Genomic DNA, 23908 nt, shown 5'->3' with positions numbered 1-23908 from the left:
TCCAGAAGCCCGTAAAGACCTTGCATACAACGTCTTTATGGGCTTACTGCCGACTGCTTCCGCAGGTGCTGGTAGCGATCGGTAATATCAGACGGATCAACCCAGGTCGTGATCTCGGCCAGCGGTAACTTACGAGAACAGTTCTGATAAACATTGAACTGGTAGACCATCTGGTGGGTTAAATCTAATCCAGTCAGCCATCCACTCTTCGGATGGTAAGCGCCCGTATCAATGTCCATCCAACCATAGCCCTGAGCCACTTCACCAGGAGACACCCCTGGCAAGGTAAAGGTGATCGTGTGCCCGGTAATAATCAGTTTGTCAGGAAAATAGGGTTCTGGAATGCTGAGAAACTCTTCCCTGACCCAACACAGCTCATGGGTGGTTTGCATCTCCACCGATAATTTCGGATCAACCCCGGCATGAGCCAGCCAAACATCCCCCAAATCCAGATAGGTTGGCAAAGTTGCCAGCCACTTGACATGCTCAATCAGCAGGTCAATGCCATTTTCCCGGTTCATGTAGCTCTCTACAGTTGTCTGTCCACCGCTGTAGAGCCATGCCTGTAAAGCGTTAGAAGCAATTTTTCCATCTGGAAAAGATTCCAGAAAAAGCTGTTCGTGATTTCCTAAAAGACAGGAGTATCCGTGCTCCCGTACAAAACTCACGACCTCGGGGCTTTGCGGCCCCCGATCAACCAGATCCCCGAGCAGGTAGACCTGATCTGCCTTGCCAGGGGCAATTGCACCCAGCAATTCTTGCAGCCCCTTGTAGTGGCCATGCACATCGCCAATGATAATCCGGCGGTGCGTCGTTTCAGCCATGCAAACCCTCTTGCTTTTGCCTCTGAGTTTAATTATGCCCCGATTCATCCGAGCACTAGCAACAGGGTGTAATAAAAAACACAATCCTTTTGACTCAGGATGGACTCAACGGTTACTGATTCAGGGCTTTAATAAATCGCTGTAACCCTTTGAAAAATCCCTCTCGCCCCTTTAGCGCTTCTGGTGTTTCAGGGGAACCAAAAAGAATCTGGTCTAACTCTTCCCCCACAGGTTTATGAGACTGTTCTGCCACAAGCTTGTATTCCTGATCTAGTTCCTGCCAAACTTGCCAGGAACCTGGATAGGCTCGCAACAGGGCTGCCTGTTCCAGGGGTCGAAGATAATAGCAAGGCTCAAACGTACTCAAAAACCTGATGCGAAGTTGACGACTAGCATAACCAATCCCTATCGTGGCCGCATCCTCCAACTGAGGATTGAGCATAATAATCGGACGATCGCCCACCTGCTCACTAAATTTCTCAACCTCGCTGACTTCCACAGAACTGGGACTGACTAGAAGAAACAACCGATCTTCGGGTTGCGGCTGCCCCTTGACTTCACTCAGGCTGCGAATAGCAAAAGGCTGGGGACCCCAGTCCCGACTGGCCAAAGCGGCGGCTCCTGCATCAGGAAAAATGACCTTGAGATGTTCCCCCAGATCCTCAAATAGGTCCAGAAACTGCCGCGCGATCGGCATCGGCTTCAATTCTGAGAACACCAGCTCAACCTGGATCCGCAGCAATCCATCTGCCAACGCCGCACGGGTCGCCTCCTTAGCCTGGACAACTGCTGCTTCCAGGGAATCGGGAAGTTGAGTCATAACCTTAAACCTCAGAGAAAGCAAGTCTGGGTGTTAATCTTACCAGCACTTGCTGCAGCACCATCGCCACCCAATCGATATCTGCTGCGGTGGTGTGGCGTCCCAGGGTAAAACGAATGGCACCCTGAGCCGTCCGCTCGTCATATCCCATAGCCAGCAACACTGGGCTGGGGGTGGATTTACCACTATGGCAGGCTGAACCAGCACTGATGGCAATTCCGGCCAGGTTCATCTGACGGGCGATCGTTTTGCCACTGAGCATCTCCCCATCTGCCTGTTGGGCGCAAAAACTGACATGGTGGGGCAGACGATGCAGCCGATCTCCTGTAGGAAGCAAACCAGGAACATCCACCAGCAGTTCAAAGAGCCGATCGCGGAGCTGTATCAGTCGGGGGACCTCCAGGGCCATTTCCTGGGCTGCCAGTTCAGCCGCCGTGCCAAAACCCGCGATCGCAGGCAGAGCTTGCGTCCCAGAACGCCGCTTAAACTCTTGCCCGCCGCCCATCAACAGAGGCCGCAACTCTACGCCGGGACGGATATAGAGGGCTCCAGCCCCCTGAGGACCGTAGAGTTTGTGACTGGAGAGGGAGAGTAAATCGACCGGTAAGTGTTGCACATCAATCGGCAATCGCCCTGCCACCTGAACGGCATCCGTATGAAACAGGGCTCCATGGGACCGGGCAATTTCGCCCAGAGTATGGATAGGCTGCATTGTGCCCACTTCACTCTGCCCATAAATGATGGAAACTAGCACCGTATCAGGCCGGAGGGCAGCCTGTAATTCCAAAGGATTAATTCGTCCCCAACGGTCTACCGGCAAGCGGGTCACCGACCAGCCTAATTGTTCCAGCCAATTGACCGGTTCAGCGATCGCAGAATGCTCCACCGCCGAGATGATCAGGTGCTGAGGCTGGGTGTATTGCTGTGCCACTCCCATGATGGCCAGATTATCGGCTTCTGTACCACCCGAGGTAAACAGGATAGATTCTGGTAGAGCATTCAGCAGCGCTGCCACCTGCATCCGGGCCTGCTCCAGCACAGTCGCAGCCCGCTGGCCCCACTCATGGGTACTGGAGGGATTTCCCCAATCACTGGCGAGAATCTGCTGCATCCGAGCGATCGCCTCAGGCCGGGTAGGGGTTGTAGCACTGTAGTCCAGGTAGATTTGCATGGCTGTTTCAGCATGGATTCTCTTTCAGGATAGCCTGCAGCTTCGTCAATCTTTCCGCAATAGCAAGGAATTTAATCCGCCGTTTAGGGGACAGGTTAGCAGCCTTCCAGACTTTAGAGTCGTCCTGGGCTGTTGTGAAGAGAACTTAGAGGCGATGGGTAACCGAAAATTAGGCCAGGGCAAGATAGGGGGATTGGGGCTGGGGCTGATGCTGCTGTGTGCCTGTCAGACAGAGGTTCCCCCTGGGGTGGAGCAGCCCCAACCCCTGCCCCAGGACCCGATCGTGGAGGTCTACTTTAACCACAACAGTACAGCAAAATACACAGAGCCCTATCGCCATCGCACCCGCCAGGGAGATGACCTGGAAGCCAAGATTGTGGCAGCCATCCAAAGCGCTCACTCCAGCGTTGATGTAGCTGTACAGGAGTTCCGCTTGCCCAGAGTGGCTCAGGCATTGGCCGATCGTCATCGAGCTGGGGTACGGGTTAGAGTCATCCTGGAAAACACCTACAGTCGGCCCTGGAGTAGCCTGTCAAACCAAGAAATTGCCAGACTGGACCCCCGCGATCGGGGACGGTACCAGGAATTCCGGCGTCTGGTGGACCGGAATGGAGATCACCAGGTGAGCCAGGCCGAAATCAACCAGGGAGATGCCCTCGTCATTCTGCAAAAAGCTGGCATCCCCCGAATCGACGACACCGCCAATGGGTCGGCGGGAAGTGGGCTGATGCATCACAAATTTGTCGTGGTGGATCAACAACTGGTGATTGCGACCTCTGCCAACTTCACCCCCAGTGATGCCCATGGAGATTTCGCCCATCCTGCCAGTACAGGCAATGCCAATAATTTGCTCCGCATTGAGAGCCGAGAACTGGCAGTGGCCTTTACTGAAGAATTCAACCTGATGTGGGGAGATGGGCCAGGTGGCAAACCAGACAGCAAATTTGGCCCTCAGAAACCCTGGCGATCGCCCCGTCAGTTTACCTTTGGAAAAACCACCCTCACCGTTCAGTTCTCCCCCACCTCTCCCACCCTGCCCTGGGAACGCAGCACCAACGGACTGATCGGCAAAACCTTGAGCACAGCCACCCAGAGCATTGACCTGGCCCTGTTCGTCTTCTCAGAACAGCATCTGGTCAACCTGCTGGAAACCAGACAGCAAGAGGGGGTGAAGATTAAAACCCTGATTGATCCGGGCTTTGCCTACCGGCCCTATAGCGAGGCCCTGGATATGCTGGGCATCTCCCTCCTCAATCCGTCCCAACGTCGAGACAACTGTACTCCCAAGGCTAATAACCGGCCCTGGAAAAATCCAATCACTACAGTAGGAGTGCCGCGACTGGCTCGGGGAGATCTCCTGCACCACAAATTTGGGTTAATTGATGACACCACGATTGTCACGGGCTCCCACAACTGGACTGAATCGGCCAACCAGAATAATGATGAAACCCTGCTGGTTATCCACAGTCCCTGGGCTGCAGCCCACTTCCGCCGTGAATTCGATCGTCTATACGGGACTGCCGTGACTGGCCTGCCCCCAACGATTCGGCGCAAAGCAGCGGCTCAGAAAAAAAAGTGCCATTTGAATTTATAATGTGACGGTTGTCCTCTACGAAATAGGTTGTGATCGAGCGCTACACTCTACCCGCCATGGGCGAACTCTGGACCGAAGCTTATAAATTCAAGACCTGGCTGCAGGTTGAGATTGCAGTATGCGAAGCCCAGGCCGAACTCGGTTATATTCCTGCAGAGGCTGTAGCGGAAATTAAAGCAAAAGCAAAATTTGACCCCAAACGAATTCAGGAAATTGAGGCAGAAGTCCGTCACGATGTGATTGCCTTCCTGACTAATGTAAACGAGCATGTTGGGGATGCAGGGCGCTACATCCACCTGGGACTGACCAGTTCTGACGTGCTGGATACAGCCCTGGCGCTGCAGTTAGTTGAGAGTCTACATGTTCTGATGGACCAGTTGGAAGCCCTGATTCAGGCCATCCGTTACCAGGCCCAGCAACACCGCAATACGGTCATGATCGGTCGTTCCCATGGCATCCATGCTGAACCCATCACCTTCGGGTTCAAACTGGCTGGTTGGCTGGCGGAAGTCTTACGGCATCGCGATCGTCTGGCCTCCTTACAGGATCAGATTGCCGTCGGCAAGATTTCCGGGGCTGTCGGCACCTATGCCAACATTGACCCCCAGGTGGAAGCTTTGGCCTGTCAAAACCTGGGGTTAAAACCGGATACGGCTTCCACCCAGGTGATCTCCCGCGATCGCCATGCCGAATATCTGCAGGTTCTGGCCCTCCTAGCTGCCTCGATCGAGCGTTTTGCCGTGGAGATTCGCAATCTCCAACGCACCGATGTTCTGGAAGTCGAAGAATTTTTCTCCAAAGGGCAGAAAGGGTCCTCGGCCATGCCCCACAAGCGCAATCCGATTCGATCTGAGCGATTAACTGGGATTGCCCGTGTGATTCGGGGTCATGCAATCGCGGCTCTGGAGAATGTTGCCCTCTGGCACGAACGGGACATCTCCCACAGTTCCGTCGAACGAGTGGTATTTCCTGATGCCTGCACCCTGACCCACTTCATGCTGGCAGAGATTACCGACCTGGTTAAACATCTGCTGGTCTACCCTGAAAATATGACCCGCAATCTGAACCTGTATGGGGGGGTTGTCTTCAGCCAGCGCGTCTTACTCACACTGGTGGAAAAAGGTCTGGGTCGGGAAGAAGCTTATGTGATCGTGCAGTCCTGCGCCCATACTGCCTGGAACAAGCCTGACGGGAATTTCCGTGACCTGATCGCCAGTACTTCAGAGGTCACAGCACGGCTGACACCAGAGGAGATTGCCGCCTGCTTCGACCCCCAGCGCCACCTGCAACACCTGGATACCATCTATCAGCGACTGAGCATTTGATCGAGGATCAAGATTCAGGATTCAGAAGTATTCCGAGCCGAATGGTACAGATCAAAGGCAGCCCGATCGGCAAAAATTTGAAACGTTTTATCCATCTTTGTGAGCTCGATCAACATTGCAGCCTGTCCTTTCAAAGAACAGAGGTAGAGCTCACCCTGGGCTGCTTTAATTCGACTGAGGGCCGTAACTAAATACCCCAGCCCGGTACTGTCCATAAACATAGCATCCGAAAAATCAATCAGAATTGCTTTCTTTCCTGCTTGCAAGTGGTGATTGATTTGTTCCAGTAATTCGCCCCCACTTGTGGAACTGAGAATATGACTGGGTCGTAAAATGGCTACAGAAGCATTCATACCGCACTACCTTCAAGAGACTACAGGCTTTAGCATCAGTTGAGCTGACATCGGAACAGGAAAGGATATCCATTTCGTACCCGGCCCCTTGTGCTCAACCTGATAGCAATTGCTATCCATCACCAAAGCTATCTCACTTACAGTAAAAGAATTGAAGCAATGTCAAAGAAAGATTTTATAAATATTCCAACACAATAAAAAACCTGGAAAGGTTTCCGCATGAATTCTCACACATTGACCTTTCCAGGCAGGTTGCCTTTTTCACTTGCTATCACTATTTGAAGAATAATCGGTGAGCCTCACGGAGTACCTCTGTCTAGAGGAGGATTCTGGCCATACGGAAGTACAAATTTCCCATCTTCTTTCAGCTCAAGGAAAAGGTCAGGAGCCTGCCAGCACAACCTGATTGCGCCCTAGAGACTTGGCTGCATAGAGGGCCCGATCAGCAGCATCACTGAGACTGGTCACATCACTATGGCTGGGATAGGCCGCCAGACCACAACTGAAGGTGACCGAAAACTCCTGATTGCTGGCCTGATGGCGAATCTGGGCAAAGCCTGCCCGGAGTTCATCTAGCACCCGGACTGCTGTGGGACCATCGGTAGCTGGCAGGATAACAGCAAACTCCTCACCCCCATAGCGACCAATACAGTCCGTTTTGCGCAGACGCTGAGATAGCATCCGGGCCAGGCTCTTAATCACCCGATCACCCACCTGATGCCCGTAGGTGTCATTGATTGACTTAAATCGATCAATATCAATCATGGCAAACACCAGATTTGTTCTCTGGCGTTGCGATCGCAGGAGCTCGATCGAGAGTTGTTCCTTGGTTTTTGTGTGGTTCAGCAAGCCCGTCAAGCTATCTTTCACCATGAAAGACCGCAAAATCCGCGATCGGCGAGCCCGACTTTCAACCGACTTGATCAAATGGTCAGGATGAATTGGCTTCATCAAAAAATCATCCCCACCCAGGCTCATGGCATTGAGCTGCTTATCTCGGTTAGTCTCAGTCGAGAGAAACACGATGGGAATACTGACATAGGCTTCCCACTGTCGAATTACCGTTGCCAGATCCAGGCCAGAGCAACGGGGCATATAGACATCCATCAGGATCAGATCAGGCCGAAATTCGATCAGGGGTTGCATCACGAGTAAGGGATCCGTCACCACCACGGTAACCATCTCTGCCTGTTGCAGGGTAAAGGCATAATAATCAGCCAGGGTGGCCTCATCCTCAATGATCATGATCCGGTAGGGATCGTGGGTAGGATAAACCGTCAGTTGATCCAGGCGATCGATCAGGGCACTGATCTCTACTGGCTTGGTGAAATACGCATGCCCCCCTGCCTGGACAGCCTGCAAGCGGGCAATCAGATCGCTACGAACTGAAATAAATATGATGGGAATAGAAGCCGGTTGGTCTTGCTGGATGGATGTGATTACATCGGTTCCAGCAAAAGCCCCTTCCGAGGCCACAATGTCAATGATAATGGCCGCAGGCACAGCCTGATGGATAGCGTTCCGCAATTCTGCAAGGGTCTCAAAGCCATGCACGGTGTACCCAAAATAGCTGATTTGCTGGATCAGGTCTTTAGCCAGGTGTAAATCATCCTTGACCAGATAAATCAGACGGTTTTCCTTCTGGGGCTGTGAACTGGCACTAGCCAGAATGTGGTGATCGAGCTGGCTCATGGCCATCTCCAGGTCAGGCTGAGTGGTCGCCTGCTGCAGCAACACCAGCAGGGTACTGATCTGGTCCTCTTCTTCCGTCGTCAGGGTATGCCCGTTATCTCTCATAGAACGGAGAAACCGCTCCAGTGTGTAAGCTCGATCGCTCAAAACCGAAAACCCAAACGTGGCCCCAGAACCGGCCAGACTATGGGTCATGCGGTGAAACGTGGCCAGGATGCGATCGTCCCATTGGTCATGCCGCTGAGCCCAGATCTGCTCAATTTGCCCAACTTTGCCCAGCAACTGACTGGTGTAAGCCTGGCGCAGAAGAATCAACTGCTCCTGAATGTTGTCAGGAACGTTAGCCATAATAATCCGCCCAGATGCTATTGATAGTGGCAGAGAGGGTCATCGGATCAAAGGGCTTAGAAATAACATCAAGGGCTCCTAGATCCTTATACTGACTCACTTCATGGGTTTGCACCTTGGCAGTCATAAAAATTACCGGCGTGTTGACCAGTTGAGGAACTTCACGCAACGCCTTGAAGGTGCTGGGACCATCCAGATCCGGCATCATGACATCCAGCAAGATCAGATCGGGCGCAAAGACAGGAGCAACATCCAGAGCTTCTTTTCCCGAACTACAGACTTCAACGGTAAAGCCACCAACAGCCGCCAGAGCCAGGCGGGCAACGGCCTGGATATCGGGCTCGTCTTCAACGTAAAGAATGCGGGATAAAGTTGGTATTGGCATAGGGAAAAAAGGTTCTGAGGTTGCACTACAAACTGAATTCAGACTCGATCGCAGCTTCAGGGATAGACCGGTGAATCAAAGCCTTGATTGTATCCAGCAATTCCTGGTTTGAGGTACGGGATTTGACCAATGATGCGGTAACTTTACGGGCGGCCTCCAATTCCATCTCCTGGGCTGAAAACACAACCACTGGAATGGCTACACCTGTATGACTACTCAAGTAGGGGAGTACTTCTAAGCCAAATCCATCGGGCAGATTTAAATCCAAAATCACCAGATCAAAAGTTTCTCTGGAGAGATGCTGAATCGCTTCTCGCAGGCAGAGTGCTGGAATGGTATCTGCAACGGCTTGGAGCATTCTAGACACAACCTGAAGAATATCGGGATCATCCTCGACATGAAGGATTTTAGCTCGGGTTCCTGTTTTCTGGCAGAGGGCCTGTTGCACAGCAGCCAGTAAGCGCTCCTGATCGATCGGTTTATCCAGACAGTCTATAACTGCATAGGTGCTGCCCGACAATTCCTCTCGCTCCTGATCTGCGATCGCTGAGACAACCACGATCGGCAGGAAGCGGGTACTCTCCTGCTTCCGCAATTCTCGAATCAGGGAAAGCCCATCCTGGTCAGGCAAAATCAAATCCACTGTGGCTGCAACATATTGCTTTTCAGCCAGCAATCGCTTGGCTGTAGCTGCATCATAGGCAATGTCAGTCTGATACCCGGAATGCTGCAGAATCAAGCTGAGCAGAGTCGCTACATCCTGATTATCCTCACAGATCAGAATCGGTGGCTGGTTCCCCGGTGCTGAGAGTTTCATCGCTGGAGCCTGGGTCACCATCGGCAACTCAAAATAGAAGGCTGTTCCTACCCCCATCTCCGTTTCAAACCCGATCGTACCGCCCAGACGTTCCACGATCGCCTTACTAATACTCAGCCCCAGCCCTGTCCCTCCCTTCTGCCTTGTCGTTGAGGTGTCAGCCTGAGCAAACTTCTGGAAAATCCGATAACGAAACTCTTCTGGAATACCAGGGCCATGATCTCGCACCGTTACCCGCACCGTTTCCAGATTTTTCCGCCGCACCGTCACCTCCACCGTACTACCGGGTGGGGAGAACTTAGCCGCATTAGACAGCAGGTTAGCCATCACCTGCATCAACCGGTTACTGTCTCCATTGATTTTGACCTCGGTCAGATCATGTTCCAGGACAAACTGGACCTTGAACTGTTCTCCATAAGCCTGGTTCGCCACGATCGCCTGTTCCACCAGGGGCACCAGCGCCAGGGGCTTCATCTCAAAGTGCATTTTGCCAGACTCGATCTTCTCCACGTCCAGAATGTCATTGATCAGAAGCACCAGCCGTTCACTATTTTTATGAGCAATGTCGATCAGTTCCCGGGCCTGGGCCGAAATTTCACCTGCGATCCCACCAATAATCAGCCCCAGTGATCCTCGAATCGAGGTCAGGGGAGTTCGCAGTTCATGACTGACCACAGAGACAAATTCATTTTTCAGCCGCTCTACCCGTTTCCGTTCAGTAATGTTGCGAATAATACCCAGAGCCTCATCGACACCACTGGCTACAAATCGGGCTTCGTAGTCGCGGGATTGCCCCTCGATCGGTAACTGAAACTCAAAAACCTTCATTTTGCCCGTTTGGATAACTTCCTCAACAGCCTGCAAGTATAGCTGAGCGTTAGCCGGTGGGAGTAAATCTCGTACGTTTTTCCCGATACATTGGTCCGGGGATTTAAAGTAAGTCTGGAAATTTGTGGGGGGTTTGAAGTCCAGGTAGGTGCCATCCCGGTGCAGGCGCAACATCAAGTCAGGAATGGCATTGAAGAGAATCCGATATTTTGCTTCACTCTCACCCAGAGCCTGCTCAGCTAGCTTGCGCTTGGTAATATTTTTGACAGTCCCTTCATAATAAATAATCCTCCCTGTCTCATCCCGAACCCCCCTAGCGTTTTCTGAAATCCAGATTGTTTGTCCATCCTGGCAATAGACACAGGATTCAAAGTCAGCAATCATCTCACTGTCTTCCAGGAGCGCCATGAATTCCCGACGACGATCGGGATCGACATAAAGCTGGTGTTCAATGTCCGTCAGCGCGCTGACTAGGGCATCGGGAGATACATAACCATAAAGCTTTGCCAAGGCAGCATTAGCATGGAGATACTGACCTGCTGGTGTAGTCCGAAAAATGCCCTCAACCAGATGCTCAAACAGGTCATAGTATTGCGCTGCCACCCGATCAAAAGATTCGAGAGAGTCGTCTGTCATTGTTCTCACTGCGTTCTCACTGCAACCCCTGAACTGCTCCAGATCCGCTTCTATCAACCCTAATTCACCAATCTTCTGCAGAATCCTTCTCCTCATCATTCCCCAAATCCTCGTCATCTAACAATTCGTCTGGACTTGATTGGGTCACTTCCCAAATAACTTGTAGGGCAGCCATTGAAATCGCCCCAATCCCCGTACTGAAAGCCAGCACAAGCCCCGCTGGCAACTGAACCGATTGCAGGGAAAAGAACCGCAGGGTAACAGGGGTAGCGTTCTGGACAGAAAGGATAGCGATCGTGGCGATCCAGAACGACAGGAGGGAGGAGAGGAGCAAGTTCAGCATATAGATAAAAGAGAGACATGATAGATAAAGGCGCGATTTATCGCGTCTTTACCTATCATCCCCTATCATCCCTCTCACTACCATCAGGTAAGCTCAGGGCTAGCTGGTAGATCTGGCGACGGGATAGGGAGGTCTGCTGGGCTAGCTGGCGACTGGCATCCGATCGAGATAGTCCCTGATGAAGCAGGCTCTGTAATTCTGCTCTGAGGGCAGTCTCTGACAGAACAGGTGGCGCTAATGTGGCTCCGGCAACGACTAGAGTGTACTCCCCCTGGGGCTCTTGCCGGATGTAGTGGTCGATCGCAGCCCCCAGGGTAGTGCGCTGGAATTCTTCATGGAGTTTGGTCAATTCTCGGGCTAGGGTAATCTCCCGATCGGCTCCAAAGGCAGTGGCGAGGTCTGCCAGGGTCTGCCGGAGACGATGGGGAGACTCATAAAAAACCAGGGTACGCACTTCAGCCTTGAGGGTTTCCAGGTAGTCTCGCCGGGGCTGGCTTTTAGCCGGGAGAAATCCTTCGAAGGCAAATCGCTCCATGGACAAGCCAGAAGCACTGAGGGCTGTAATCACCGCACTGGGACCAGGGATGGGCACCACCCGAATATTGGCATCCGCACAGGCTCGCACCAACTCATAACCAGGATCGGAAATTCCAGGCATGCCCGCATCTGTCACCAGAGCGATCGTCTGCCCTCGCTGCAACCGCTCCAGCAGATCGGGCAGGCGAGATCGACGGTTGTGGTCGTGATAGCTAATCTGGGGCGTAGCCACTTGAAAATGCTGCAGCAATTTACCCGTATGGCGAGTATCCTCTGCGGCAATCACATCCACAGTCTGTAAAATTCGCACGGCCCGAAAAGTCATGTCTTCCAGATTACCGATCGGAGTCCCGACAATATAAAGTGTTCCAGCTATGGGATCTGTCATGGGTCATGGGTAGATCTTCAAAAATCTTGTTCCAGCTTTTATTATCCTCTGAGTCTCCCAGTCACCCATGACCCATGATCAAACAAGGACTTTTTGTCGGTATGACCACGCTCGATCTGGTTTATCTCACAGGTGGACTCCCTCGAGCAAATCAGAAAATTGTGGCGACAGACTACACGGTTTCTGCCGGTGGACCGGCGACCAATGCAGCAGTGACGTTCAACTATCTGGGCGATCGGGCAATGCTGCTGAGCCCGATCGGGCTCCATCCCATCAGCAATCTGGTGCGAGCTGATCTGGCTAGGTTCGGGGTGACGATCAGGGATCTGACGCCAACCCACCCTGACCCCCCACCGGTGTCCTCCATTCTGGTAACTGAAAGCACGGGCGATCGGGCCGTTGTTTCGATCAATGCTGTCAAAAACCAGATCGCTTCCGATCAGATTCCAGCCAATATTCTGGACCATATCGATGTGATCCTGATCGACGGTCATCAAATGGAAGTCGGAATCACGATCGCTACGGAGGCTAAAGCCCGCCGCATCCCGGTCGTTTTGGATGGAGGGAGCTGGAAATCAGGGTTCGATCGCCTACTTCCCCTCGTGGACTATGCCCTTTGCTCAGCAGACTTTCACCCGCCAAACTGTCAGACAGTGATTGAGGTCCTTACCTACCTGTCCTCCCTGGGCATTCCCTACAGGGCTGTCAGTCGAGGAGGGGCAACGATTGTCTATCAAACCAATGATCAAACCGGAGAGATCCCAGTTCCTGCTATTACCACGGTGGACACCCTGGGAGCCGGGGATGTGTTGCATGGAGCCTTCTGCCATGCCATTCTGAGGATGGAATTTGCGCCTGCGCTGACTCAGGCTGCAACGATCGCATCCCATTCTTGCTGCTATTTCGGCACTCGCCAATGGATGGCTACGTTGGAACCGTCAACTCTAATCCCCTAATTTCTGATCACCGTGAACGATTCCCCTTCTCTGGATGAAATGCTGACCCTGGCCCGTGGGATTGGATGGGGAGCAGCAGATGTCTTGATGTCCTACTACCAGGCAGGTACAGCCACCGTACCTCTGGAAATTCACCACCAGGCAGAGGGGCCGGTTACGGCAGCAGATCTGGCCGTTAATCACTATATTCTGGAAGGCCTGCAACAGGCTCTGAGAAACCAACCCTTTGGTTATTTGAGCGAGGAGACCTTCAAAGAGCAAGCCCCCAACGATCGGTTAAACCATGCCTGGGTTTGGATTATCGATCCCCTGGATGGCACCAGTGACTTCATTCAGCGCACAGGTGAATTTGCAATTCATATCGCACTGGCTTATCAGGGAAGGCCCGTTGTGGCCGTGGTTGTCTGGCCTGTGGCTGGAAAGTTGCTGTATGCGAAGGTTGGTGGTGGTGCCTTTGTCGAAGTCTCCAATGGCAAGGGTGGATACCGGAACTTACCTCTGAAAGTATCAGCCCACGATCGTTGTGAAGAGTTTGCTGTCATTGTCAGCCGCACCCATCGCGATGCCCGCTTTGATGCGCTCCTGTCCCGTCTCCCTTTTCGAGACAAGCAGTTTATCGGCAGTGTGGGTTGCAAGATTGCCGCGATCGTAGAACAGCGGGCCGATGTCTATATTTCTCTTTCCGGCAAATCCGCTCCGAAAGACTGGGATATGGCCGCACCGGAACTGATTCTGACCGAGGCCGGGGGCCAGTTCACCTACTTTGATGGCAAACCCTTGCAATACAACCGGGAAGATGTCAACCAGTGGGGAGGACTACTGGCGAGTAACGGACGCTGCCATGCTGCGCTCTGCACCCGGGCTACCCAGATCCTGGCTGACCTGGATGCCCCACCTCACCGAATCCTGTAGAAGCCCGATTAATCATGCTTCTACAGGATTCGGTGAGAGATCAGGGCGTAAAAGGGGTCACCCCCACCCCGCCCCAACATCTGCAAAAACGCAGGCACCTGGGATTGACGACTGACGATCTCTGGTGCACTAAACCCTGGTACCCCCTGGAAATACTGCTTCACCAACTGCAGGCGACTGGATTCTGTCCCCTCTCGCCAGATCTGAATCGCTTTCTGGTAGAACATTCGATTTGAGAAACTGACGATCGCAATCCCACCCGGTTTGAGAATCCGGTGTATCTCGCTAAAAATGGCTTCTGGATACTGCAGGTATTGAATCGAAACTGTATTCAGCACTGCATCAAAGGTCCGATCGGGCAGCGGTAGCGCCGGATTCTGGTTCAGGTCCTGGACAAAAAAGTGATTCAGACGCGGATTACGGGCCAGTTCTGCTTCATTCATTCCATGGCCTTCCACATGGGCAAATTCCATCTCATCTGGCAAGTGAGACACCCAGCTACTCATCAAGTCCAGGATGCGGGTCTGGGGTTGCAGTCGTTCCCCATAGAGATCGGTGAGCTGCTGAATAAACCCCTCATCCACATGGGTAACAAAGCGGGGAAAGTCATAGAACAGGGTATCGGCTGTTCCATCCAGTTTGGTGCGTTCTTCAGGTCGCAGCAGCATAGGGTAGTTTGCAGATAACGCCTCCAATTGTAACGAATTCGCAATATTTTTCACATGGTTTTTGAACCCACCTCGCCCCTCCGGGCTACCCTTCCCAGGAGAGAATTTAAATATGAGCTTGTCTGACTAAAATTACAGGCGGTTGAAGCGAGAAAAGGCGTCCGATCGACGGTCTTGATACCTCTGATGGCGATTCTGGTAGACTACATAGCGCTTGATCTTCCAGAGGGAAAAGCCAATCAGAAAAGCGGATAGAGCTGCCAATCCATACAACCCCAGCGTAGTCATGAAAACACCATCACCCTGGATCTTGCCCTGCTTCAGCCGATACAACCCCAGAGCCGTAGGAACTGCAATGATGGTGGTCATGCCGCTGGTAGCTAGAGTCATCCCCAGGGAGGGCAGGCCCTGCCGGAAGACCCCATCTCGTCGGTTGATGATGCCTTTTTGCTCCAGTTCACGATCCCAATCCAGGTCAATCTGGCGCAGTGTATCATCCAACTCAGAAATCGCCGATCGTTCCAGGCCCTGACCCGTCTGAATCAGTTGCTGGAGCTGGGCCAGATGGGAGGGACCAGATTTTTTCCCAGAGACTGGTGTGGGCTGCGACACCGCTTTCGTGGGTTGCTGCAGGGCGGCCAGGGCGGCACGGGCACTCTGGAAGCGCCGCTCCAGGGTCGGGTCCATTAACTGTTGCAACCAGCCTGGACTGAGCAAGGCAGCATCAAAATTCACCCGATTGGCAAGGTTCAGCTTGCCCTCAGGGGTCAATAGTTCAATGGGCGGAATTCCAGTTAAGAGATGAACCAGGGTTGCACCCAGGGCATAAAGATCAGAGGCTGGCACGGCCCGTCCATAAAACTGTTCCAGGGGTGTGTAACCGCTGGTGCCGACGACGGTAAAGCTAACCCCCGTGACTGCCGATTTATTCTGGACTGCGCCAAAATCTACCAGAAAAATCTGGTCATTCTCCCCCAGGATCACATTACTGGGCTTGAGATCTCGATGTAGCACCGGCGGACTCAATTCATGCAGATATTGCAGAATTCCCAGCAACTGCTCCGCGATCGCCCGCACCTGGGTTTGGCTGAAATGCATCCCCTGATCCAAGCGCTCCTGCAAGCTGCCACCGGGAATATAGTCCTGCACCAGGGCAAACCAGGGCAGGGAATTGGCTTCGGTGCGATCGATTGAAAAATAGTCCCGATAGCGGGGAATGCGAGGATGATCCAACGTTTTGAGAATAGCCGCTTCCCGTTCAAACAGCTCCAGGTCCTGCCATTGCATCGTGTCCCCAAAGGCCAACAGCTTGAGAATCACGGGTTCCTGAGCAGCCTGCTGGTCGATCGCCCGCCAGGTTTGCCGACCGGCTCCGGTGCGTCCCAGGCGTTGCTCAAGCTGGTAGCGTTCCTTCAGAATCTGTCCGGGGTGGTACATGAGGTTTACCGATACAACTGCAGGGGGAGCTGATTGAGCAGGCAAATCTTGCGGGTAGCCAGCGTCAGGAATTCTGCCTGGGAAGGGCAGGAAGCATAGCGGTGGCCAAAATGCTGATTCACCAGGTGGGACAGGGAGGAAGCGGCGTTCTTCACATCTTCTTTCCCCACAAGATGGCCCTTGCCACTGACCCGTAATTTATCAATGTTCTCCCACAGCTCATCCATGAGCCACTTAAATTGCAGGGGAAAAACCGCCTCCGCCCCCAGCGTCACTTCCCGCTTAATGGCCCCAATCAGGCCATCATACTGCTGTTCAAGCTGGGACATCTCCTGATTAACCTGGCGGAATTCCTTCACCGTTTCATTTTGAGAGAAGGGATTCAACCGTCCCATCCAGGTGGTTTCGCTTTTGGCTTGTTCGGCCTGGAGTTTGAGGGCCTGGTAATTGGCATGGAGTTGCAGGAGATCCTGACCGATCGCCGCTAGTTTCTTCAGGTCACATTGACCCAGTACGGTATCGAGAATGTCATCCATAGGGGGGAATGGAACGGCTTATTGATGCAATCAATCTCATAACTTATTTTTCCTGGTTTTAACTCATGCCAATGCTGATCCACCCCAATCGGGCCTGCAGATCACTGCTTGAACCCACCCCGGCGCGTAGGGCCGGGGTGGGCTTTGGAAGATATCTTGAACTTTGGGGTGTCCTCGATCGGAGGGAGCCTATGATGCCAACGACGGAACCTGGTTAGCCATCCTACTATGAAATACCTGAAAGCATTTTCCCTCCTGGTTTTAAGTGCCACTCTCTTCTCTATGGGAGCTATGGCATCTGACTCGGCCATGGCCATTTCCGAGAATAAAGACAAAGGTTGCCTGGACGACAAGATCTTCAAGAGCAATTTTTTGCCTCGGTTTGTGTTCGTTGACCGCAACAACTCCCCTGTGAATGTCCGCAAAGAACCAACCGTCAACGCTGCCGTTATCTATGCTGCTCCGGCTGGTGGACGGGTTTTTCCCCAGAAACAGATTATGGGTACGGATGGCTACTGCTGGCTCCAGGTGACGGTGCCATCTCGGGATGCAAAACCTGATGGCTTCTTCTCCGGGTGGGTGCGAGGCGATTTGGTGGTGATCCGGTTTGGATCTTGACCTAATGCAGATCAGGAAAAGCTGAGAACGACGTTCTGTCCTGCTTGAGATCGCTAGCCTCTTTCCAACTGGCGCGATCGCAGATATTTGGCCCGCCTTTTCCCTGAGCTGAGTTAAAGGGGGCGCTAATATTGGGTTGATCGATCGCTGTTGAGGTGTCGCCATGTCTTCTCCCTTTCCGGGTGTCGATCCCTATCTCGAATCGGCAGATCTGTGGCCGGAAGTGCATCATCGGCTGATTACTGCGATCGCCATTGACTTGGCTCCTCAGGTGCGACCGAAGTATCGCGTTGCGATTGAGAAGCGAGTTTATTTAAGTGGGGCCGAGGATACCTTGCTGGTGGGGGTTCCGGATGTCAGCGTCTCAAGCAAACCTGGGGCAGGCCCCTCTCCTCAGTTAGAGGGTGTGGCAACTGTGCAGCCGCATCCGATTCAGATCAGGTTGGCCATACCAGAAGAAGTGCGGGAAGGATACCTGGAGATTCGAGAGGTGGTCACTGGGGTTGTGGTCACTGCGATCGAAGTTTTGTCTCCCAAAAATAAGCGCCCCGGTGAAGGGTTGGAAGCCTACGAGCGGAAGCGGCGGCAGATGTTGGTCAGTATGACCCATTTGGTTGAAATTGATTTGCTGAAGGCGGGTCGATCAACTGTAGAAAAGGGAGATAGCTGGCTAAAGGACTATCACATTTTGGTCAGCCGTAGCGATCGCCGCCCGATCGCAGACCTCTATGCGTTTAACCTGTCCGAGGCTATTCCAGTGGTTCCTGTTCCCCTGGGTCCAGAGGAGGCTGAACCTGAGCTGAATTTACAGAGATTGATGGGCCAGATCTATGAGCAGGCTGGCTTTGATACGGCGATTGATTATGGACGATCGCCCGTGGCTTCCTTCCCTCAAGACACCCTGGATTGGATCGAGGGGTTGTTGCGGCAGCAGGGCTATCGATGAGTCTGACGGCTCATGGTTCCAGGATGGTAGCGGTTTCAGCCTCGGTTAAGCCATACAGACTGCAAACCAAGTGATCGATCGCCTGATCCAGCCGATCGATCTCCGGTTGCATGGCCTCATCCGGCTCCTGCTGCAGCACCAGCATCCGCTCCACCAGCCTGATCAGGGTCTCATGGTGCTGCTGATCGATCGGGTCCGCCAGATTAGGCACCCAGATCGGTAATGCTCGCAATTGGGGTGGGCCAATCCGAAGGTAGCCTCCCTGCAGCCGATCGCCCCCAAACAGGCTCTGGTAAATCAGGGTCAGCAGGCGGCTGTTGAGCAATCCTAGCAAGTGCAGCAAGTTGAGGGAGGAGCGGACGATCGTCGTGGATTTTCCGGCCAACACCTGACCGGCCAGGTCCACACCACATTCCAGAATTTTGCTCATCCCGGCCACGATAATTTTGGGCTGCAGGACCTGTTCTTGCCGTCTGGGAGACAACACCTGCAGCCGATGGCGCTCCAGAACAGGGCGCTGGTAGCGCTGGCCCAGATAACGGAATGGTTTTTGGCCCCAGAGCAGGTGGTAGCGATCGATCGTGCCACTGTTCACGACTGGCAACGCCCCGGCTGCATCCGCGCCAGCCTCCTGCAACAAGGGCTGCAACTGGTAGGCTTCCCCCACGGTGGCTGCCCCACAGACCTCAGCGATACTTCCCAGCATTGGAAAGCGGGTCTGAATCTGGTCCAACAGGGTCAGGGGCAGAGCACCGGCAAAGATGGGCCAGGGTCTTTCGGGCTGCTTGAAATGGCGATCGCAGGCCAGCTCTCGCACAATTGGGGGTTTTCCAGGATGAACCTGTTCGACCCGGACCATGGCACCGGCTTGGGGTGGTTGCTTTTGAGTCACATACACGATCGGGTACACTGACGCTGGAAAAATGCCCGCCATCGAGTAATCCCGAATACTCAGCAGTTGATTGTCCAGGGCCAGGAGCTGGCGCGCTGGCGCGGCATAGCGGGCTGACCCCAACTTGTTCGGCACGACCAGACTGGTGAATCCACCGGGTTTACAAAGGGCGATCGCCTTCTCAATGAAGACACAGAACAAATCCCAGTTACCGGAGGCCGTGCGGTAGTGACTGGCGCAGTAACGGCGCTGCTCTGGCCAGTGCTCCACCATCAGTTCCGCATCCAGGAAGGGGGGATTGCCAATCACGGCATCAAACCCACCTGCCTGCAGGATGGCAGGGAATTCCCGTTCCCAATCCAGGGGACAGTCTCGACAGGGGTCTGAGCAATCCGGTCCAATTACAGCATTCCCTGATTTCAAATTCTGACCCAGTTCAACGTAAATCGCCTGGGCCGCTGCTGCAGAAAAGTTCTGGGTTTTGCCTGCCATTCGCACCAGCGCCCAGCGGGTTGCTTCTACCGCGATCGGGTCGATATCCACCCCATACAGGCTATCCAGCAAGATCCGCACCCGATCGGTAGGGGGCAGATCCCCGCCAAACCAATCCAGCAAATATTGATAGGCCCGCACCAGGAAAACCCCTGTGCCACAGGCCGGTTCCAGAATTCGCAGGGGGGTATCCCAGAGCTGCGTGGGCGTTTTACCCACCAAGAGCCGCCCGACCGTCTGTTCCACGATGTCATCAACAACGTGAATCGGTGTGTAGTAAACACCCCGGAGCTTTTCGGTCTGGATCTGAGGAGTGGCTACGATCGTCGTCCAACCTCTTGGCGAATGGCGTTCATGGTGTCTTTCAGTGCACTTTTATAAATGTCATAGAAAATGTCAGTCGGAGTTCCAGCAGCCGGTTCCGCTTCCACCTGGGTTGTAATCAGCACCTGATTGGGCTTCGCACCAGGATAGGGAGCAACTGGCTCCAACTTCCAGTACCCCTGCATCTTGGCCAGGTCACCCTCCACAAGACGGAAGTCAATCCGCTGTTTATCCGTCTCCTTTGTAGCAAATCGAATTCGCGATCGAATGGTGACGACAAAAATCTGCCGCTCACTCACTTGTTCTACCACCTTGCCATGCTGATTCGTTTCCAACACTTTGGAAGAAACCAGATTGGGCAGATATTGGGTTGAATTTTCATAGTCTGTCAGCACGGCCCAGACCACTTCCGGTGAGGCATTCACCAGGGTTCTAGCAATGTATTTCCCATTCTCCCCCGTCACGACCGTTTTTCCCTCCCGCAGGGCTACCCGCTCCAGGACAGGCAAACTATCAACAGGCCCATCGAACAGTCCAGCATGGATAGGCATGCTCCAGGTTGTGGTGATGAGAGCTGTTGCCAAAATCAGACTTGATCGAAAGAGTGAGTTCAGCATTATGAAGAAATTCTAAGGTCGCCACGATTCATTGTAGTTGTGGGATAGATCTCATGCCAGTAAAGAGGATGACACCCAGCAGCATAACAATGGGAATTGTCAAAAACCAGGCTGCTAAAATGCCCCGCAGGGTTGTCAACTTTAAGGTTTCCCGACTACGAACCCAGCCCACCCCCACCACCGCTCCCACCAGAGCATGGGACGTAGACACCGGTAGACCCAATCGAGAAGCCAGTAAAACTGTTGTGGCCGTTGCCAGTTCCGCACAAAAGCCACTGCTGGGCTGGAGAGCGGTAATCTTCTCTCCGATCGTCCGCATCACTTTTTTTCCCCAGATCGCCAGCCCAGCCACAATGCCAGTCCCACCCAGGATCAAAATCCACAACGGCACCGGCAAAGCCCCCAGGGGCACCTCACCCGTCTGCTGAATCTGCGTGATCACAGCCAGCGGCGCGATCGCATTCCCCACATCATTGGACCCATGGGCAAAGGCCACAAAACAGGCACTCAGCACCTGAAACCGAGCCAATTGGCCTTCAAGCAGGGCTGATCGGTCCTGCAAATCACGCCCAGCTTCCCGACTCAGTCGCCGCCAGCTCGCGAGGGTGAGCCCGATCGCCGCAATTCCCACCCCCCCCAGCACCACATCCTGATCCGGCAGGGGATGTCCCTCCCAACGTTGCACCAATGGCAGCAGCACAATCAGACCAAACACTGTGAACAGCAGTACACTCAGCCAGGGAATCCACTCGTACAGTTGCTGGATTGGGTCAGGGTGATCCAGAATCCAGCGCTGGACCTGACTGTAAAACAGCGCCGCGATCGTCCCACTGAGCAGGGGCGTCAGCACCCAGGACATGGAAATTAACCCCATCTGCCGCCAATCAATCGCCTGTGCCCCAGCAGCCACCAGGCCAAATCCGGCGATCGCCCCCACCACCCCATGGGAAGAAGAAACCGGCAGGCCCAGAGCCGTGGCCAGATTAAGCCACAAGCCACTGGCCAGCAGCACCGCCAACATCCCAACCAGGAAAAGTTGGGGAGAATCAGCCCATAACGCTGGATTCACAATGCCTGTGGCCAGGGTACGCGAGACATTACGCCCAAATAGAACTGCTCCGCTAAATTCCAGAATTCCAGCGATGAACAGGGCCTGTCGCAGGGTAATAGCCCTAGATCCCACCGAGGTTCCCATAGCATTGGCCACATCATTGGCCCCCAGATTCCAGGCTACATAAAAGGCCAGCAAGCAGATGAGAATCAGCACCATGATTTGGTCCACGACAGGTGTAGGATGAAGCTACAGATGCCTGCTTGTCAGGGATCTGCAGTCCAAACATTAACAGATTCATATAAATCAACCATGCCTAAAGTAACAGCCCAGGGCAAAACTTTTGAATGCGAACAGGGTGCAAATCTGCGCCAAGTGCTTCTCCAGAATGGGGTTGATCTCTATAATGGCAATGCCAGCACCGTTAACTGTCATGGCTTTGGCACTTGCGGCACCTGTGCCGTGCAGGTAGAAGGAGAGGTTTCAGCACCCAACTGGAGGGACAAAACCCGTCGATCGCTACCTCCCCACTCTCCCGCCCAAAATCGCCGTTTAGCCTGCCAGACCCAGGTCCTTGGGGATGTCAGGGTGACCAAATTTGATGGCTTCTGGGGTCAGGGAAATCAATCTGTCTGGACACCAGAAGGTTAGACTGAGAACATAAAATTTGAGCCTTTCGAGTACACAACACCTGATAACTGAGTGACAGGTAGAAGCCAGCACCAGGGTATAAGACATCGCATCAGCGATTCCCGAACAGCTGTAAGAAGCAGTGGCCAGCTGATCGCAGCGATGTGTGCCCTGATTGCGGCAGCCATTATGATTGGGGCAGCCATAGCCACGCGCTACCGCTTTCCTCCATCCGTCCGCCAACCTGCCACACCCCCCTCTCCTTTTCTTCCCGGCCTGCGTTCCCTGGCAAACAGCAAACCGGTCAAAGCGATGACGGAGACTACGAATCAACAAGCTGGCGGGACTGGATCCCGTCCTCCCACTCGATCGGGGAGTGAGCAGGCTAATTCTGAAGAAATTCCCCCCTCTTCATCCGGGCTCGAAACGGATCAGGCTGGCGTTTCGGCAGACAAAGCCTACTCCACAGTCAATCACGGGGGAACGCAACAGCTCTGGTAAAACCCTTATTTTGCAGTTGAACGCGCCAGAACAGGACAGGTTCCGCTCAACCAGGAACGGTAAGGATCACGAACTAAATAACATGAACAATTGGGGTTCAGGGGCGTTCGCAAAGCGTTGCGTCAGCAAAAGCTCCCTAAATCCCCACTTTATTTAATTCTCATTCTTAAGACAATAATGACAGGAGAAATCATTGTAATTGGCGGCGGCATCATGGGGTTGTCGATCGCCATTGAGTTGCGGCTACGGGGGATGATTGTCACCCTGATCAGCCGGAATGTCCGAGAAGCTGCAGCCTATGCGGCGGCTGGAATGCTGGCTCCCCAGGCTGAGGCCATTCCCTCCGGCCCCATGCTGGATCTCTGCCTCCGGAGTCGTGCCCTCTATCCCGAGTGGGTCGGTAAGCTGGAGACCCTGACCGGCCTGGACACCGGCTATTGGCCCTGTGGCATCCTGGCCCCAGTCTATGATGATGGAATAGGAGAATTGGATCGATCGCAGATCGACCACCACCAGGATGGTCTGGGGCCGGATGTGGCTGGGGGCTGGTGGTTTCCAGAGGATGGACAGGTGGATACCGAGTCCCTCATGCGATCGCTCCAGAGTGCCGCTCAGGAAATTGGAGTCCATCTCCAGGAAGGCGTAATCGTTCAAACCCTGCGACAGCAAGCTGGCCGGGTAACAGGGTTGACCACCTCTGCCGGAGAGATGCAGGCAGAACACTATATCCTGGCCACAGGGGCCTGGTCAGCGGACCTGGTACCAGTGCCGGTGTCTCCTACGAAAGGACAGATGCTGTCTCTGCGGGTTCCGGTTGACTATGGGGAATTGCCACTGCAGAAAGTTTTGTTTGGTCCGGCTACCTACATCGTGCCGCGCCGGGATGGCCGAATTATTATCGGGGCCACCAGTGAGGAGGTAGGTTTCACCCCCCATAACACCCCGGCTGGGATGCAGGCCCTGCTCCAGCGGGCAATTCGCCTGTATCCACTGTTGCAAGACTTCCCGATTCAGGAATTCTGGTGGGGCTTCCGGCCCGCCACCCCAGATGAGAATCCGATTCTCGGTCCCAGTGCTTGGGAGAACCTGACCCTGGCCACTGGCCACTACCGCAATGGGATTCTGCTGGCCCCTGTTACTGCCCAGATGATCTCAGCCCTGGTTCTGGATCAGCAGGTCGATCCGCTGCTGCCTCATTTTCATTACGATCGCTTTAGTTGATCTCCGCCCGCTGTCCCAGAAGGGCGACCAGAATTGAGAGTAGAAT

The 23908-nt window shown here is 53.7% G+C and carries 24 protein-coding genes; 9 read left to right on the top strand and 15 right to left on the bottom strand.

Features of this window, described 5'->3' with window-relative positions; genetic code table 11:
* Positions 1 to 35 precede the first annotated feature (35 nt).
* From BST81_RS00955 to BST81_RS00945, 3 genes are all read right to left on the bottom strand, one after another.
* Entirely contained in the window at positions 36 to 824 is a 789-nt protein-coding gene (locus BST81_RS00955; protein ID WP_075596662.1) for a metallophosphoesterase, read from the bottom strand.
* 112 nt (positions 825 to 936) lie between these two features.
* Complete coding sequence (locus BST81_RS00950; protein ID WP_075596661.1) at positions 937 to 1644, bottom strand: DUF1995 family protein; 708 nt, start codon at positions 1642 to 1644, stop codon at positions 937 to 939.
* A gap of 4 nt (positions 1645 to 1648) precedes the next feature.
* Complete coding sequence (locus tag BST81_RS00945; protein WP_075596660.1) at positions 1649 to 2815, bottom strand: cysteine desulfurase family protein; 1167 nt, start codon at positions 2813 to 2815, stop codon at positions 1649 to 1651.
* On the opposite strand from BST81_RS00945, the gene BST81_RS00940 reads away from it, so the two are divergent.
* Together BST81_RS00940 and purB are read left to right on the top strand one after the other, a co-directional pair.
* A complete protein-coding gene (locus BST81_RS00940; protein ID WP_253188040.1) occupies positions 2814 to 4409 on the top strand; it encodes a phospholipase D-like domain-containing protein in 1596 nt (531 codons plus the stop codon). The two genes, BST81_RS00945 and BST81_RS00940, sit on opposite strands and share 2 nt — an antisense overlap.
* Positions 4410 to 4438: 29 nt before the next feature.
* Positions 4439 to 5734, top strand: coding sequence for an adenylosuccinate lyase (purB, locus tag BST81_RS00935; RefSeq protein WP_075596659.1), 1296 nt, complete (start codon positions 4439 to 4441; stop codon positions 5732 to 5734).
* 14 nt (positions 5735 to 5748) lie between these two features.
* On the opposite strand, the gene BST81_RS00930 is transcribed toward purB, so the two are convergent.
* From BST81_RS00930 to rsmI, 6 genes are all read right to left on the bottom strand, one after another.
* Entirely contained in the window at positions 5749 to 6087 is a 339-nt protein-coding gene (locus tag BST81_RS00930) for an STAS domain-containing protein (protein ID WP_075596658.1), read from the bottom strand.
* Positions 6088 to 6468: 381 nt separating this feature from the next.
* On the bottom strand, positions 6469 to 8127 hold the full coding sequence (locus BST81_RS00925; protein WP_075596657.1) for a diguanylate cyclase: 1659 nt from the start codon (positions 8125 to 8127) through the stop codon (positions 6469 to 6471).
* Positions 8120 to 8512 (bottom strand): response regulator, encoded by a 393-nt coding sequence (locus BST81_RS00920; protein WP_075596656.1) that lies wholly within the window; start codon positions 8510 to 8512, stop codon positions 8120 to 8122. The genes BST81_RS00925 and BST81_RS00920 overlap by 8 nt, the downstream gene beginning before the upstream one ends.
* Positions 8513 to 8537: 25 nt before the next feature.
* Positions 8538 to 10793, bottom strand: coding sequence for an ATP-binding protein (locus BST81_RS00915; RefSeq protein WP_075596655.1), 2256 nt, complete (start codon positions 10791 to 10793; stop codon positions 8538 to 8540).
* 64 nt (positions 10794 to 10857) lie between these two features.
* Positions 10858 to 11136: a LapA family protein gene (locus BST81_RS00910; protein WP_075596654.1), complete on the bottom strand. Its 279-nt coding sequence runs from the start codon at positions 11134 to 11136 to the stop codon at positions 10858 to 10860.
* A gap of 55 nt (positions 11137 to 11191) precedes the next feature.
* A complete protein-coding gene (gene rsmI / locus BST81_RS00905; RefSeq protein WP_075596653.1) occupies positions 11192 to 12061 on the bottom strand; it encodes a 16S rRNA (cytidine(1402)-2'-O)-methyltransferase in 870 nt (289 codons plus the stop codon).
* 74 nt (positions 12062 to 12135) lie between these two features.
* Here rsmI and BST81_RS00900 point away from each other — a divergent pair, with 74 nt between their 5' ends.
* Both BST81_RS00900 and BST81_RS00895 read left to right on the top strand, forming a co-directional pair.
* Positions 12136 to 13017 carry a sugar kinase gene (locus BST81_RS00900; protein WP_075596652.1) on the top strand — a complete coding sequence of 294 codons (882 nt, stop codon included), beginning with the start codon at positions 12136 to 12138 and terminating at the stop codon, positions 13015 to 13017.
* 12 nt (positions 13018 to 13029) lie between these two features.
* Entirely contained in the window at positions 13030 to 13929 is a 900-nt protein-coding gene (locus BST81_RS00895) for an inositol monophosphatase family protein (protein ID WP_253188038.1), read from the top strand.
* Positions 13930 to 13949: 20 nt separating this feature from the next.
* Here the strand turns inward: BST81_RS00895 and BST81_RS00890 are convergent, their stop codons facing one another.
* The 3 genes from BST81_RS00890 to BST81_RS00880 form a co-directional block, all read right to left on the bottom strand.
* The gene (locus BST81_RS00890; protein WP_075596651.1) at positions 13950 to 14597 is read right to left on the bottom strand and encodes a class I SAM-dependent methyltransferase; all 648 of its coding nucleotides are present in this window, start codon (positions 14595 to 14597) and stop codon (positions 13950 to 13952) included.
* Between the two features lie 132 nt (positions 14598 to 14729).
* Complete coding sequence (locus BST81_RS00885) at positions 14730 to 16034, bottom strand: serine/threonine-protein kinase (protein ID WP_075596650.1); 1305 nt, start codon at positions 16032 to 16034, stop codon at positions 14730 to 14732.
* Positions 16035 to 16039: 5 nt separating this feature from the next.
* On the bottom strand, positions 16040 to 16570 hold the full coding sequence (locus tag BST81_RS00880) for a hypothetical protein (protein ID WP_075596649.1): 531 nt from the start codon (positions 16568 to 16570) through the stop codon (positions 16040 to 16042).
* A gap of 291 nt (positions 16571 to 16861) precedes the next feature.
* Between BST81_RS00880 and BST81_RS00875 the strand changes: the two genes are divergently transcribed.
* Both BST81_RS00875 and BST81_RS00870 read left to right on the top strand, forming a co-directional pair.
* Positions 16862 to 17188: an SH3 domain-containing protein gene (locus tag BST81_RS00875; protein ID WP_143780167.1), complete on the top strand. Its 327-nt coding sequence runs from the start codon at positions 16862 to 16864 to the stop codon at positions 17186 to 17188.
* Positions 17189 to 17351: 163 nt separating this feature from the next.
* The gene (locus BST81_RS00870; RefSeq protein WP_075596647.1) at positions 17352 to 18134 is read left to right on the top strand and encodes a DUF4058 family protein; all 783 of its coding nucleotides are present in this window, start codon (positions 17352 to 17354) and stop codon (positions 18132 to 18134) included.
* A gap of 10 nt (positions 18135 to 18144) precedes the next feature.
* On the opposite strand, the gene BST81_RS00865 is transcribed toward BST81_RS00870, so the two are convergent.
* The 3 genes from BST81_RS00865 to BST81_RS00855 form a co-directional block, all read right to left on the bottom strand.
* Complete coding sequence (locus BST81_RS00865) at positions 18145 to 19824, bottom strand: DNA methyltransferase (RefSeq protein ID WP_290439408.1); 1680 nt, start codon at positions 19822 to 19824, stop codon at positions 18145 to 18147.
* Positions 19825 to 19835: 11 nt separating this feature from the next.
* On the bottom strand, positions 19836 to 20426 hold the full coding sequence (locus BST81_RS00860; RefSeq protein ID WP_216351165.1) for an SRPBCC family protein: 591 nt from the start codon (positions 20424 to 20426) through the stop codon (positions 19836 to 19838).
* A gap of 61 nt (positions 20427 to 20487) precedes the next feature.
* Positions 20488 to 21729 (bottom strand): inorganic phosphate transporter, encoded by a 1242-nt coding sequence (locus BST81_RS00855; protein ID WP_075596744.1) that lies wholly within the window; start codon positions 21727 to 21729, stop codon positions 20488 to 20490.
* A 93-nt stretch (positions 21730 to 21822) separates the two neighbouring features.
* Here BST81_RS00855 and BST81_RS00850 point away from each other — a divergent pair, with 93 nt between their 5' ends.
* The 3 genes from BST81_RS00850 to thiO all read left to right on the top strand — a co-directional run bounded on the left by BST81_RS00850 (position 21823) and on the right by thiO (position 23862).
* Positions 21823 to 22161 carry a 2Fe-2S iron-sulfur cluster-binding protein gene (locus BST81_RS00850; protein ID WP_075596743.1) on the top strand — a complete coding sequence of 113 codons (339 nt, stop codon included), beginning with the start codon at positions 21823 to 21825 and terminating at the stop codon, positions 22159 to 22161.
* A 141-nt stretch (positions 22162 to 22302) separates the two neighbouring features.
* Positions 22303 to 22641, top strand: a complete 339-nt coding sequence (locus tag BST81_RS00845; protein WP_075596644.1) for a hypothetical protein — start codon at positions 22303 to 22305, stop codon at positions 22639 to 22641.
* A 177-nt stretch (positions 22642 to 22818) separates the two neighbouring features.
* A complete protein-coding gene (thiO, locus tag BST81_RS00840; protein ID WP_075596643.1) occupies positions 22819 to 23862 on the top strand; it encodes a glycine oxidase ThiO in 1044 nt (347 codons plus the stop codon).
* The last annotated feature ends 46 nt before the right edge of the window (positions 23863 to 23908 follow it).

Origin of the sequence: Leptolyngbya sp. 'hensonii' (assembly GCF_001939115.1) — a bacterium.
In the GTDB taxonomy this organism is placed as follows: Bacteria; Cyanobacteriota; Cyanobacteriia.
This window is presented reverse-complemented; position numbering and strand designations above follow the sequence as displayed.